The organism is Siminovitchia sp. FSL H7-0308, assembly GCF_037980985.1.
Lineage (GTDB): Bacteria > Bacillota > Bacilli > Bacillales > Bacillaceae_C > Siminovitchia > Siminovitchia thermophila.
This window is the reverse complement of sequence record NZ_CP150282.1, coordinates 3,211,146-3,225,908: the sequence shown is the minus strand read 5'-3', so window position 1 is coordinate 3,225,908 and position 14,763 is coordinate 3,211,146. Positions and strand designations below refer to the sequence as shown.

Annotated in this window: 10 protein-coding genes; 6 read left to right on the top strand and 4 right to left on the bottom strand. The window is 43.4% G+C overall.

The features are described from left to right. Positions 1–20: 20 nt before the first annotated feature. From MHB50_RS15250 to MHB50_RS15240, 3 genes are read left to right on the top strand one after another with little or no spacing between them, the layout of a single operon-like run. Entirely contained in the window at positions 21–767 is a 747-nt protein-coding gene (locus MHB50_RS15250) for an ABC transporter permease (protein WP_339164619.1), read from the top strand. Positions 768–792: 25 nt separating this feature from the next. Next, positions 793–1,257 carry a LytTR family transcriptional regulator DNA-binding domain-containing protein gene (locus MHB50_RS15245; RefSeq protein ID WP_340084117.1) on the top strand — a complete coding sequence of 155 codons (465 nt, stop codon included), beginning with the start codon at positions 793–795 and terminating at the stop codon, positions 1,255–1,257. Then, positions 1,247–1,657, top strand: a complete 411-nt coding sequence (locus MHB50_RS15240; RefSeq protein ID WP_340084116.1) for a DUF3021 domain-containing protein — start codon at positions 1,247–1,249, stop codon at positions 1,655–1,657. Before MHB50_RS15245 ends, MHB50_RS15240 begins: the two co-directional genes overlap by 11 nt. A gap of 474 nt (positions 1,658–2,131) precedes the next feature. On the opposite strand, the gene pruA is transcribed toward MHB50_RS15240, so the two are convergent. The 4 genes from pruA to MHB50_RS15220 all read right to left on the bottom strand — a co-directional run bounded on the left by pruA (position 2,132) and on the right by MHB50_RS15220 (position 10,128). After that, positions 2,132–3,676: an L-glutamate gamma-semialdehyde dehydrogenase gene (gene pruA, locus MHB50_RS15235; protein ID WP_340084115.1), complete on the bottom strand. Its 1,545-nt coding sequence runs from the start codon at positions 3,674–3,676 to the stop codon at positions 2,132–2,134. Between the two features lie 1,036 nt (positions 3,677–4,712). Then, a complete protein-coding gene (locus tag MHB50_RS15230) occupies positions 4,713–5,612 on the bottom strand; it encodes a LysR family transcriptional regulator (protein ID WP_339164613.1) in 900 nt (299 codons plus the stop codon). A gap of 964 nt (positions 5,613–6,576) precedes the next feature. Beyond that, positions 6,577–7,896: a globin-coupled sensor protein gene (locus MHB50_RS15225; protein WP_339164610.1), complete on the bottom strand. Its 1,320-nt coding sequence runs from the start codon at positions 7,894–7,896 to the stop codon at positions 6,577–6,579. 1,359 nt (positions 7,897–9,255) lie between these two features. After that, positions 9,256–10,128, bottom strand: a complete 873-nt coding sequence (locus MHB50_RS15220; protein WP_339164609.1) for an SDR family oxidoreductase — start codon at positions 10,126–10,128, stop codon at positions 9,256–9,258. Between the two features lie 102 nt (positions 10,129–10,230). On the opposite strand from MHB50_RS15220, the gene MHB50_RS15215 reads away from it, so the two are divergent. The 3 genes from MHB50_RS15215 (at position 10,231) to MHB50_RS15205 (ending at position 14,747) form a co-directional block, all read left to right on the top strand. Beyond that, positions 10,231–11,178, top strand: coding sequence for a YafY family protein (locus tag MHB50_RS15215; RefSeq protein ID WP_339164607.1), 948 nt, complete (start codon positions 10,231–10,233; stop codon positions 11,176–11,178). A gap of 128 nt (positions 11,179–11,306) precedes the next feature. Further along, entirely contained in the window at positions 11,307–12,989 is a 1,683-nt protein-coding gene (locus tag MHB50_RS15210) for a sigma 54-interacting transcriptional regulator (RefSeq protein WP_339164605.1), read from the top strand. A gap of 174 nt (positions 12,990–13,163) precedes the next feature. Next, positions 13,164–14,747: an ATP-dependent acyl-CoA ligase gene (locus tag MHB50_RS15205; protein ID WP_340084114.1), complete on the top strand. Its 1,584-nt coding sequence runs from the start codon at positions 13,164–13,166 to the stop codon at positions 14,745–14,747. Positions 14,748–14,763: the final 16 nt, after the last annotated feature.

The window sequence follows — 14,763 nt, the reverse complement described above, 5'->3', positions numbered from 1 at the left end:
ACTGATGGGAGGGAATCACCATGAAAGCCATTTTTCAAATGGAAATGATAAAAAACGCGCAAGATAAAGGACTCTATTTTTGGACATTTCTTTTGCCAATCATTTTTACCGTTTTATTTATTTCAATCTTTACCGCCGGGACAGAAGGAGCCGATAAAGAGTATGTGATTATCTCGATCGTACCCGGATACACCGTCATGTTCGTCTTTTTCATTATGATCTCGATGGGCTTTTCGTTTATTGAAGACCGTGATAAAGGAATGGTGGCGCGCCTTGCGAGTACTCCCCTTTCTCCGTACGCTTATCTTTTCGGAAAATGGTTACCGTATGTAGTGATTGTATTTATTCAAATGATTGTGTTGCTTGCCTTTGGAAAAATAGTTTATAATTTTCCAATTGAACAACCTTTATTGCTCGGTATGTTAGCACTTATTCTGACATTTTGCATTACCGGACTCGGGTTAGCTTTATCTTTATTCATCCGTACTAGCAATATGGGAGTCGCGATTACACAAGTCATTACTTTAGGTGGTGCGTTATTAGGCGGGCTTTGGATGCCAATGGAGGCGATGCCGGCACTCTTCCAAAAAGTTGGAAAGCTAACGCCGCAGTATTGGGCGCATAATGCGTTTCAAGAAACGATGACCGGCACATTGACTTACACTGATTTTTTGATCGCCAGTCTCATTTTGCTCGTATTCGGTGCGGTTGGCTTCATCATTGCCTTCTTTGCCTACCCAAGCTTTTTAAGACGTGCCAAGCATTAATGAGTTCATGAATGGGGGGAGTATAATGAAAGTAAAAATCGATATCGACGATCTATATGAAAATACTTCCATTACGATTCAAACGAATGAGTGGACGGATGAGCTGGAGCAACTCGTTAGTTTCATTAAAAAGGAAAAACCAAAACGGTTATTTGGTGTGGAGGAGGATCAAACGATTGTCTTAGATCCGGAAACGATCGATTACATCTATGCGGAAAAAAGAAAAGTTTACGCAGCACTGGAAAATGGGCGGCGATTGGAAGTTAAAATGAAGTTATTTGAAGTAGAGAATTTGCTTGGAAACAGTTGTTTTACTCGTTTTTCCAAATCTGTAATCGGTAATGTAAATCGTATTCAACGATTTGAATTATCATTTAATGGAAATCTCTGTGTTTATTTTTCCTCAGGAAATAAAGAATATATTACAAGAAAATATGTGGCAAGCGTAAAGGAAAAACTGACGTCAGGAGGACCCGCTAATGATATCTAAAATGATTCACCGATCCATGTACGGAGTCGCTTTTGGGTCAATTGTAACATTCATCGCATTAACGTTTCTTATGGTGTTCAATATAAATCTCCCTGTATCGCAGATTTGGCTTTATATGCTAGCAAGTTTTTTCATTGGTATTTACTACGGGCTTGCCTCCTTTATTTTTGAGCTGGAAGCTTGGAGCCCACTAAAGAAAACCGTGGTGCATTATAGTTTATCTATAACTGTCTTCTTTATATGGGCGCTTTCTCTTCATTGGGTTCCTTTCAATTGGAAAGCAATTGTACTTACGATTATTGGCTTTACACTTATTTATGTCTTATATTGGTTTGGATACACGCTTTATTATAAAAGAGTGGAATCCTCTCTAAACGATACATTACAGAAACACAAGTAGAAAGGTAAAAAAAGGATTTTATGGATTGGAGCTGCAAGCGCCAGTTTGACAATGGATGAAACCAAGCATTATATAAGCGAAAATACCGGAGTGATAGAACGGGAAGCATCAGGATACGCCAATTGTAGCATGAATAAAAATGGTGTGAAAAACGTTTCATTTGAACCATTTATCATGTCAGGATTGGATGCCGCCCTTCCCTGAATAATTTCTACCAATAAAGTGCTGACAGAAGGGGAGCTCATCCTCTTTGATATGGTGTATTTTAAACGGCTATTGCTCAGATATAACGAGGACCTTTTCTTTGGGACATGTTTCAGAGGAAAAAAAGGAAGTTTTTGAGATTGCATTAAAGAAGCGCAAAAAAAGGCAGTCAAGGCGATAAACCAAGTGAGTGTGTTCATATTAAAAACCCCCCAACTTGGGGGGCTATCCATTTTTCTTTTTAAAAAGTGAGTAATGATATATGGACGACTACAGCATTTCAGACGTTGTTTTCGCCTGCATGTGAAGCAACAAGTAATCCGGGCCACCCGCTTTGGAGTCGGTTCCCGACATGTTGAAACCGCCAAAAGGCTGGTAACCGACAATGGCTCCCGTACAGCCGCGGTTGAAGTACAAGTTGCCCACATGGAAATCTTCCCGCGCCTGCTCCAAGTGCGCGCGGTTGTTGGAAATAACGGCTCCTGTCAAGCCATATTCCGTATTATTGGCGATTTCCAGAGCATGATTGAAGTCTTTCGCTTTGGCAAAAGCCACGACCGGTCCGAAGATTTCTTCTTGCATGAGGCGCGCTTTCGGATCAAGCCCCGCAAAAATCGTCGGTTGGATGAAATATCCTTTCGAGTCGTCTCCTTCACCGCCAGCCATTAATTCGCCTTCTGTTTTCCCGATCTCAATGTATTTCATGATTTTATCAAATGCGTTTTGGTCGTTCACCGGCCCCATGAAATTGTCCGGATTCATCGGGTCGCCGACTGTCAATTCTTTCGTAAGCGCCACTGCCCGTTCGAGCACTTGGTCATATACGTCTTCGACGATGGCGGCTCGGGAGCAAGCAGAACACTTCTGTCCGGAAAAGCCGAATGCCGATTGGACGATGGATTGAGCAGCCAGTTCAAGGTCCGCTTCTTTATCGACCACGATCGTGTCTTTTCCACCCATCTCGGCGATAACACGTTTCAACCAGATTTGTCCTTCGTTCACGATAGCCGCGCGCTCATAAATTCGCGTTCCGACTTCTCTTGAGCCTGTAAAGCTGATAAAGCGTGTTTTCGGATGGTCGACGAGATAGTCGCCGACTTCCGCGCCGCTTCCCGGAATGTAGTTGACAACGCCTTTTGGCAAGCCTGCTTCTTCCAGCACTTCCACAAATTTGGCAGCAACAACAGGTGTTGTGGAAGCCGGTTTCAAAAGAACCGTATTTCCGCTCACGACGGCAGCAACGGTTGTCCCCGCCATAATCGCAAACGCAAAGTTCCACGGAGAAATAACGACGCCGACGCCAAGCGGGATATAATCATAGCGGTTATATTCCCCCGGACGGCTTTGCACTTTTTTGCCGTCTTTGAGCTCCAGCATTTGCCGGCCGTAGTATTCCAAGAAATCAATGCCTTCTGCCGTATCGGCATCGGCTTCTTTCCACGGCTTTCCGGCTTCTTTCACAAGCAAGGCGGAAAATTCATGCTTCCGGCGGCGGACAATGGCCGCGGCTTTAAAAAGAACGTCTGCCCTGACTTCCGGCTTTACTTTTTTCCACGACTCAAAGGCTTCCAGCGCACTGTTCATGGCGCGCTCCGCCAATTCCCGGTTCGCTTTGGATACGCGGCCGACAACTTCCACTTTGTTCGCGGGGTTAACCGAAGTGATTTTTTCTTCCGTTTCGATCCGTTCACCGCCGATGATTAATGGATAATCCTGGCCAAGATAGCTTTCTACAAGCTCCATTCCCGCTTGAAACGCTTTCTTGTTTTCCTCTTTTGAAAAATCCGTGAATGGTTCATGTTTGTATTCAATCATTTTGTCACAGCTCCTTTTTCATCTTACTTCTTATGATTCCTTTTAAAGCAGGGAGAATGTCTATTCTTACCCAAAAGACGATAAGGGACGTATACTTTCACTGTGCAGCTTGGTTCAACAAGCGCAAGCGGTGTTTTCTCCCCATGTCATACAGCATGTACATGCCAGTTGAAATGTGCTTAACGGGGTCTTTCAGAAGCTCGCGGACTTGGGGATTGAAAGCTCAGTTCAATCTGTTTTTTATCATCATCAGTTTGACAGTCCCCTTGACAAAACATCTGTTGATGAGCGTTCCCGATCTTGTTTTTCCTATTATGGGATTTGCTGCATGGCGATTTTCACTTTTTTTAGAAGGTCGAACCATGTCCTCAGCATTTGATTTGAGTTTTCTTTGTTGATCGTCAAAGTCGATTTTCGTATTATGAATCGAATAGACTCTCCCAAATGTCCTGTCTCATCGACAGAAATGGAGTGATAAAAATCCCGCAATCGGTGATTTTATCGCGGCCAATTTCCTGTTTTTTCAGAGGTTATGTTGTTTTTACTGATGATGAATAAATAAGAAACAGCTTATGTGATCGCTTTCAGAGGACCACCACCCCACCGTTTTGTCTCATAAATTATCGTATTACGAATCTAAGGATCCAACAATGTCGGCCTCTGACAATCTTTCCGGCTTTTTGTTGTGGGTATCGGACAATAGGGTTTGGACTGCCTTCGTTGGAAACGAACATTTACCAGTTATACAAATATGAGGAAACGGGTTTGTACGACTTGCGGTATTCAGGATCAGGTGAGGATAGTATCCGCGCAACAATGTTTGCTCTGTACAAAGAAAAGAAAGACAATGCGTAAACCGGAATGTCCACTGGTGGACAACATTGGAAGTAATACGCTTCAGCAAAAGACGGGTAAGCTTTGTGAAACGTAACACATCCAGCTACAGCTACATCAGGGGATATCCCGACCTGTCATTCACTTAAAAGAGGGGCATTTAAAGGCCGAAAAGCAGCCTTGAACCCCGCTATCGCTTCTCTCAAGAGCAGGAAAGACTCGCCATATCTTTCACCATATCGATAAAGTGCTTGGACGCGGTTTGAATATATTCATTCCGCAGTGTCACGAGGCTTAGCTTCGTTCGCAGTTTCGGATTTTCCAATGGTATGAGTATAGGCATTCCGGGCCATTGCAGTTTGTTGAAGCTTTCTGGCACGAAAGTAATGCCGACTTCTTTTTTCACCATCTTGAGCATGGGAAGGACTTCGGTTCCCCAGTATACAACTTCGGGAGAAAAACCGATATTTTGGCATGACTCAATAATTTCGTCTGCTATCCCCCGCCCAAACGACGTAGTCGGAAGCAGAAACTTTTCATTTTTAAGATCATTGAGGTCGATTGAAGATTTTTTGAGCAGTCGATGTCCCGGAGGCACTGCTAAAAGAAGTTGTTCCTCTATAAGGGGCGTTATGTTCAGGTCGTCTGCTTCAAAGATGGTCCGTACGATCCCGAGTTCGAGCTCCTGACTTCTGAGCTCGCTTAAAATATAGGCTGAGTTTCCTTCTTTTACGCGGACAATCACGTTTGGTGATTCTCCCCTCACTTTTTGAACGACTTGAGGAAGGATAAATAAATTGGCTGATGTAATGCAGCCGACATTTACAGTACCCCTTAATCCGTCCCGATGTTCCAATAGCTCTTTCTCAATATTTTCGGCCGCCACGAGCAGTTCCTTCCCTCTCCGGTATAAAAATTCACCATGTTTTGTCAGTTTTAACCGCTTGCCGGAACGGTCGAATAAAAAAACGTTTAATTCTTTTTCCAACTTGTTGATCATGATGCTCAACGGAGGCTGGGTCATATTCAATACTTCCGCTGCTTTTGAAATGCTTCCTGATTCTACAATTGTAATAAAATAACGTAATCGATGTAGATCCATGGAGACCTCCTCTTCAATTTATTTAAAATATATATATAACTGATTCACATTATATATTTGAAATTACAAAAAAACCAATATATACTAAATTTTATAACAAATCGAAATATTAAAAAGTGGTAACGAGAGATTTTTGCGCTGTATTTTCTTTCATGTTCATTGGATTTGTTGCTTGCGGCATTTCAGTCAAGGACTCATCCGGTGCTTCTACGGAGAAAACCGGTGAAGACAATTTGGCTAAAGAACTAACATTCTTTTCATACGGAGATGATTGGCCAGAGGAAGGAGGAAAAGGCTTTAAGGATAAATTCGATGTAAAAAGTGCTATATGATCCGTACGTTTTAGGGCATCGGCAGATTTGGGAGCGTGCTCTGTAAAATTTTTTTGACGTCACGATACCGCCTACACTTCCGAGACTTGTTGCCGGTTGTTTCATTACATCTATTTGGCTTGTCGTTCCTGACTGGTTGGGGGCAAGCAAGTCGATTATGCGTTGGTAACGTAACGTTATTCGGGATGACTTCCAAATAAACATGAACCGGTTAGCTGGATGCTTGGTATCGAATTTATTTGGCTGATCATCTCTTTGATCAAACTGTCTGGAGATAAGGAAGCATTATAAGGAGAAGGGAGAGGGGGAGCTGGAAAAGAAAGCAGGGGCTTTTGAAAAGGCGGAAAAGGTTTTCCCAGGTATGACAGCGGATGTGAAAAGACGGGGAGGAGTCGGAGGGCAGCAGAGGAGAAGCGCTTTATATTTCGGACAATCCGCTGTGGATGGGGGAACAGCGTGTAATGGCTGACAGAAGGAGCGGATCGAATACCTGCCGCCGCGGGCTGTTCAACGAAAGGCCTGGGAGGGAGGGGCTTTGCGGATGGAAGATTCAATTTTGTTTCGCAGGGAGGAACGAACAAGTTGGGATATATGTTCTATTTCTTGAAAACTTGGCTCCTCCAAGCTCGTTTTTACGATTCATGTTTTAAAAAGTCTTCTGTGGAATCATTGAGAGTCATGGCAGAGTTAGCGACTTCTTCCGAAGCGTGTTCAATTTCAACTACGATATCGCTTAATTGTTGCAGTTGGTCTTCAATGCGGTGGTTTTGTTCTTTCGTTTTTTCAATTAATTCAAGAAGTTCATTAAAGTCTTTATCTGTTCGATCCATGCTCTCAATACCTTGGGCCATCAGGTGATTTACTTTGTCCACGGATTGGCTTGCTTGGCTAATCAAAGTGTTTGTTTTGATAATCTGGTCTGATACGCTTGAGGTCGATGTTTTTGTCTGATCCGACAGCTTGCGGATTTCTTCGGCTACAACAGCAAAGCCTTTGCCGTATTCGCCGGCGCGCGCCGCTTCAATGGAAGCATTTAAAGCCAGCAGGTTAGTTTGATCCGCAATATTGCCGACAAGAGTGATCACCTCAGTGATGCTTAAAGCGATCTCGTTTAATTCAGTCGAGAAGGTGTGAATGTCGGCTACAGCCTTTTGAATATCGCTTAGCTTCTTTCCCAGATCATTGAGCATTTGCTTTCCCCGTAAAGATCGGGCGGCCGAGTCGTCTGCCAGCTCCATTCCTTGTTTAGCCAGTTCAAGAATGGAGTCTGACTGTGTACTTAACTCTTTTAAAGAAGCGCTCGTCTCTTCGGAAATAGCGGCCAGTTCTTGTGAAATAGAATGAACATAGCCGGCCATTTGTTCTTTTTTGTGTTTGTTGGCGGAGCGGATTCGCTCTTCCTCAATTTCGTAAGCTTCGAGGACCAGCTGCTGTTCCAGGCTGAGCAGTTTCGAGACGGCTGTAATGGCGATGATCTTCTCGTGTTCTATTTTCGATTGTTTGGAAATCATTGTGACGAGTAAATTGAACAGCTTCTGGAAAGAAGACATATACCATTTTGCTTTTAAGCCGATACGGACATGGGCATTGGCGATGCGGATCCGTTTTTGAATAAACTCATCGTCAATATTACCGGTAAATAGCTCGCGAATATGGCGTTTTAATGTTTTTTTAAGGTGTTCAACACTACTGTGCTCCTCGATAATCGCCAGCAAATTCGGCTGTTTAATGACAGCATTATAAAACTTGATGACAATCTCTTCAACATGGGCGTCGACAACGGGCTTTAATGACTTAACTATTTTCAAGTCCCGTTTTGTTAAACCAGTCATCTCCAATTGGCTTGCCAGGTCGCTGCTTGAAGTCACTGACAGCTGGAGCACTTGCGGAGAAATAGTAGTAACCGCTTCCAATCCGGCTGTCCTTTTTGATCTTGATTTGAAAATTTTCATATTTTCACTCCTATACTTTTTTGTCAAAACTTTATAGTAAAAAGTTAATCAGCCCGGGGGTAAAAAGGCTTTCAATGAAAAAACTTGCCGCTCCTCACATGTGAAGGCTTGATGAGGTTACCACAACACCAAATGACAAGCTATACCCTCGGTTGTTAACTTATTTACTCGAATGTATCAAGTATCAAGATCAAGTGATTCATAACTATTCATTCCTTGCAAACCTTGCCTATCGTAAAAACATGTTTGAAAAGCCTGCAACAGCCAGTGAATGAGTCTGAGTCGAAAACTCCATGTAGATCATTTTCTCATCATCGAAACGCTAAAAAAGCTGATTTCAAGAGTTTCTTAAAACAGTCTCTTGATGAGTAGGGGAGAAATCTCACATCGGCTCAGAATCGTTCTGAATTGTGAGAAAATATGGCCGTTACCTCACATTGGAAAAGTCTCAACTCGTTTCTATATCCGGCAGTTTCCTTTTATATCGGATTCTTTTAATGATTATTTATATAATAATTAAAAAAGTTCTGTTATTTTTGTGCGGACCGTACTTCTTTCTTCATTTTTTATGGTTCTAGCGGTTTTTTTGCCTTCTATAGTGTGTATTGTGTGAAGCGGAGGTGGTTTGATCTGAAAATGCTTTGTCAATGGGAAAAATTACTCCAGCATAAATATGCGGAGATCAGACAGCGGGCTTCAAGCAAACGGAAGCCGAGGCTGGCGACTTTCCGCTAGTTCATATGATGCTTGAAAGGAGCGGTTTTACTGAAAAAGAGCAACAAACTGGTCGGATAACCAAAATAAGCTATCCTTCAAAAAAGATCATGAATAAGAAAAAAACGTGCCAGGTCTAAACAAAAAACGCGTTGTCTAACAAGTCTCTTTATATTTCAGCTAAAACAATAATAATTACTTTGAAACTCTTTTTAGACATTAAAACTCTCCCTAACATTTTTTATGTTAATATGTGAAACAAGTATACATTAACACATTTTTCCTAAAAAAGGAGTACTTCCCATGAATTTTCTGAATTTATTAGACATAGCCGTTACAATCTTAATAATAGTTATGTTTATAAACTCAATCTTTAACTTCTCCAAACACCAAACACCTTCAAAATACAAATTATTTTTCACTATTTTATTCATCATTACAGCCATCACACTCAGCTATGTCTTTTTCGTCAACAATGAATTAAGTACATATCTATTGATTGGACTCGCATTACTCTTTTTACTTTCCAATTTACTACCAACAAGAACACACAAAAAAAATAAACCTAAAAAAAGATGAAACCTATAGGTTCTCATCTTTTTTCTCTTTCCCTAATCCCGCAAAAGCTAAAACGGTTCTTAGCTTTTATCCTAAACCATGCTTCTTTGCATAATTTCCCCAATGGGGGTTTCTCCCATCGATATCGGAAAACTGGTATTCATCCGATAGATCCCAGCTAGTTTGAACTGTTCCTGTTCTTTCGAAGATGTTCGGATCGGCAGCCAGTGCCGCGATGCCTTGTCCAATCAAATAAGGTGTTTCCGACTCGATGAAATGGGGCTCTTTTTTTACTGCGTCTTTCCAATTGGCTTCGGTGACACCAAAATGGTCAAGCATGGCTTCCGAACGCAGAAACCCGGGGGTAACTGCCAGAGCAGTGACGTTATAAGGACGAAGATCTGCCGCCATGGCTTCCGCCAAATGAATCGCGGAAATTTTCGCTAGGCTGTAGTACAAATTTCCCCGATAGCGATAATCCCATCCATCGGTAATTTCCATGATCAATCCGTCTTTGCGCGCCGCCATTAATGGTGCCCCATAATAGCTTGTTATCATATGAGAATGGACCGCCCTTTCTTGAATAGCCAAACCGTTCACAAGTGAATGCTTCCAAAATGGTTGGCCCCATTCCGTGAGGGGATCGCCGCCCCAGACGTCATTGACCAATATATCGAGACGGCCATGATGTTCCTCATTGATTTTATCAAATAAAGCTTTCACATCGGCTTCGACTGTGTGATCAACGCGCACCGGGATGCCCTTGCCGCCACGGGCTGTTACCATTTCTGCGGTCTCCTCAATCGTTTCCGTACGGCCCATGTCGGAAAGCTTTTCACGTGTGCTTCGTCCTGTACAGTATACTGTCGCTCCGGCCTCGCCAAGCGATACCGCAATGCCCCGTCCGACACCGCGGGTTGCTCCAGCGACGACCGCTATTTTTCCTTGTAATGGTTTCATTTCATCATCCCCCTTTTAAATTTCTTTTTTATTATAAATAGCAAAAGGTGACATCTGTTGTCATATTGATACAATAAAATAAAGAAGACAGGAGGTTGTGACATGCGCGCAGATCGGTTAATTGCTATTTTGTTGTTGCTGCAAAACAACGGAAAAATGACGGCGAGAGAATTGGCGGAAAAACTGGAAGTATCAGAGCGGACGGTGCACCGAGATATGGAGGCGTTAAGCACAGCGGGTGTGCCGATATTTTCTGAGCGTGGGACGAACGGCGGGTGGTTGCTTACTGACGGCTATCGGACGAACTTGACCGGCATGAAGACGGAAGAAATGCAGTCATTGTTGCTAGCTCATTCTTCATCACTGCTTAACGATTTGGGAATGGAGGAGCCTTTTGAGGCCGCCTTTCAAAAATTGTTGGCAGCGATCCCCGGAAGAATGCATTCTGAGGCAAAATTGGTGCGTGAGCGCATCCATATTGATGGAGCCGGCTGGCATCAAAGAGAGGAAGCACTTCCATGCCTTTCGACAGTCCAGGAAGCTGTCTGGCAGGAAAGAAAGTTGGAAATGGCGTATCGGCGAAATGAAAACATTTTGGAAAGGGTTGTTGATCCGCTAGGCCTGGTGGCAAAAGGAAATATCTGGTATTTGGTTGGGGCGGTGGATGGTGAGCTGCGCACATACCGCATCTCGCGAATCGAGCGGGCCCGAATTACAGCGGAATCGTTTCAACGGCCAAATCATTTTAACTTGGCGGTATATTGGGAGCAATCCACAAAACAGTTCAAGGCTCAGCTTCCCCGTTACCTGGCCCAAATTTGCTTTAGTAAAAAGGTGCACGATCGCCTGGCTAAACAGCCTTACATGAAAATTTGCGCTGTCAAAGCGGCGCAAGACGGCTGGATCGAAGCCGATGTTGAATTTAACACGCTTGAATCGGCCAGTGAAATCGTCCTTGGTTATGGTTCACTCATCAAAGTACTTGCGCCACTAGAGCTCTGTGAAAGAGTAAAAGCCGAGGCGCTGGCTGTTGCCGAAATGTACGAATAGGCAGAGAGTATCGGTGGTAAAACACCATTCTGATATGATAAAGCTTTGCAACTAACCCATCCATCCATTCAAATTAATGTTACAATAAACAGTAACATATAGGTGACCAAATAAAGGGAGATGTTGTCATGAAAACTCGTCTCGATATACATTTGGAATTGGGCCGCCTGCTTCAACATGTTCAAAGAGCGATGATCATCACGGACCATAACGGAACGATCACTGCCTGTAACCATTTGGCCGGTATTTTTTTAAGGAAACAAAAGAATGAACTGATTGGCGAAAAGTTGGATGTCATCATTCCGGAGACGAAGGTACATAATAGGCATGTAGATCGTCTAATCGCTGGGAAACGATTCTATTTACATCGATCGGCTATAGATGATGGGCAAGGCGAAATGGGCGTGTTATGGACAATGGATGATCAGCCTGATGGATTGCTCCAGCAAACAATTGAAAAATATGAAAGCGCTCTCGAGGGGTTGTCTGAGTGCATTATGGGTGTTGATGACAAAGGCAATGTCAACTTTTTAAGCCGCTCCTATGCCAAGCTGCTCGGAATTGATGACCCGAATTCCGTTATCGGAAAGCATTGTACCGAGGTTGTTGAAAATACGAGAATGCACATCGTCATTCAAACGGGAGAGGCGGAGATTGGGCATTTTATTCAAATTGGTGAAAGAACGGTATTGGCGACCCGGATACCGATTTTTCATAACGGAACAATTACAGGAGCTATTGGCAAGATCATGTTTCATGACGTCGACGAATTGAAAGCATTGGCGAATCGGGTGCAGGAAATGGAGTCCAAAATCGAATTTTACGAAAAAGAAATGAAGCGCATTCGAGGGGCCAAATATTCTTTCCGAAGCATCGTCGGGAACAGCGACAAAATCAGAGAAGTGAAAAACAATGCCCGGAAAGTTGCGAGAAGCCGATCAACCGTTTTGATCAAAGGGGAAACAGGCACGGGAAAAGAACTATTTGCCCACGCCATCCATTTGGCAAGTCCGCGAAATGGGGGCCCGTTCCTTCCGGTCAATTGCGCGGCGATTCCCAAAGAACTATTGGAGGCCGAATTGTTTGGCTATGAGAGTGGTGCTTTTACCGGAGCGAAAAAAGACGGAAAGCCGGGAAAGTTTGAGTTGGCGAATCATGGCACTTTATTTTTGGATGAAATAGGAGATTTGCCGCTCGATATGCAAGCAAAGCTTCTTAGGGTGCTGGAAAGGAAGGAAATAGAACGAATTGGCGCAACGACATCTAAAAAAGTCGATGTTCGCATCATTGCGGCAACAAATCGAGATTTATGGGAAATGACGCGGAAAGGAAGCTTTCGCGATGATTTGTATTATCGCCTGAACGTTTTTATGCTCGATATTCCCCCATTGCGGGAAAGAAAGGAGGACATCCTTCCGATTGCAAGCCGCCTCATCATAAAGTTGAATGAGGAAATGGGCCTGAACGTGACATCCATGGAGGATGATGTAAAAAAAATATTCATGAAATACCATTGGCCGGGAAATATTCGCGAGCTTGAAAATGTGCTTGAACGCTCTCTGAACGTCATTGACAACGATGATCACATTCGTACATATCATTTGCCTGTATATTTGGTAAAAGGAAGAGGATTGGCTCAAGCAGAAAGCATCTATTCCTTGAAGAAACATTTGGAGGAAGCGGAAAAAAGGGCCATTTTAAGAGCATTGGAAAAAGCAGGAGGAAATAAAATGGAAGCGGCAAGTTTATTGGGAATCCACCGGGCCAGTCTATACAGGAAATTGGAAAAATACAAAATATCCGATGTGTGAGGGGCAAAACAGCTCCTTTTTTTGTTGCGAAATTGCAAAAGATTCGCATGAATGCGACAGAAAAAAGAACCAATGTAGCAAAAGAGCCCCTTCTCATACCTGAATAGAAAGTTGGTATGCTTTTTGCAACATATAAAAAGGAGCACGATCAAAAGTCATGGAAGGGGGAGAAGAATGGGTGAGAAAAATTTGGCGCAATTTTTAGTCCGGCGAATTGAAAAAACACCGGAAAAAGTGTATCTCCGCTTCGAAGAGCAGCGGATTACGTATGAAGATTTGTATAAGCGCGTCGCCCGGGCAGCAGGCGGATTTTCGGAGCTGGGAATTGGCAAGGAAGACAAAGTATGTGTCATGCTTGACAACAGCCCTGAATATGTGGATGTATGGTTTGGTCTCACATGTATAGGCGCCGTTCTTGTACCAATCAATGTTCATTTAAAAGGAGCAGGCTTGCAGTACATTTTAACGCACTCAGACTGCAAAGCAATGATAGTTGATGAAATGTATATGGCGCGAATACGTCCATGCCTATCTTCATTGCCAAAAGATGTAAAGATTATGATCCAGACGAAGGATCAAGCCTTTTCATATTCGAACCGATATAGTAGCCTTAAAGATATATTCACTTATTCGGAAAGTGAATGGCCTTCTTTAGATTTTTCAGGAGCTGCGATCAACAGTATTCTGTACACATCGGGAACGACAGGGCCGCCAAAAGGGGTTATGCTCAGCCATGCCGCCTATATAAACGCCGCCCAAGCCTTTTCGGAGCGGATGGTCGGTGTCCGTTTTGATGATATTCTCCTAACAACATTGCCTTTATTCCATATTAATGCTCAAGCCCATACTGTTTTGGGCGGCATTCACTCCAATGCCACGGTCGCTCTCAGCAAAAGATTCAGCGCTTCCCGCTTTTGGGAGGAAGTCTGTTATCATCAAGCGACCATTTTTAATTCCTTGGGTTCGATGATTCCCATTTTGTGCAAACAACCTGAACAGGAAAATGATCACGACAACCCTGCTCGTATCACTGCGTGTGCGGCAACACCAGAAAGATTCTGGAAACAATTTGAAGAACGGTTTAAAATAAAAATTGTGGAAGGATACGGCCTGACGGAAACATCCGGATTTTGCGTTTCCAATCCTCTTGACAAAAGGAAAGTCCCATCGATCGGGAAGCCATTTCCATTTGTAGAAACGAAAATTGCCGATGAAAACGGTAAGCGTTTGCAAGTCGGCGAAGTCGGAGAGATTCTTATCCGTTCTTTAAAGAAACACACATTCATGGAAGGGTATTATAAGATGCCTGATAAAACGGAAGAGTCCATGCTGGAGGGATGGTTTCGAACCGGTGACCTCGGGTATGCAGATGAAGATGGCTATATGTACTTCTGTGACCGCTTAAAACAATGCATCAGACGAAGAGGTGAAAACATTTCATCATGGGAAGTAGAAAAAGTGATCAACGCCCATCCGAAGGTGCTGGAGTCAGCGGCGGTGGGGGTGCCTTCTGAAGTAGGGGAAGAAGATGTCAAAGTGTATGTCATTTTGAGAAAAGGTGAAAATTTGCCGTATGAAGAATTCATCAAATGGTGCGAAGAGCGAATGGCATACTTCATGGTTCCGCGTTATGTCCAATATGTTGACTCTTTTCCCAAAACCGCCACGGAGCGGGTACAGAAGTTTAAACTAAAAGAAGAAGGTATTGGGAACGCATGGGACAGGGAACAAGCCATGGGCCGTATTGAGAAAAAATAATGTGGGGATGGGGTGA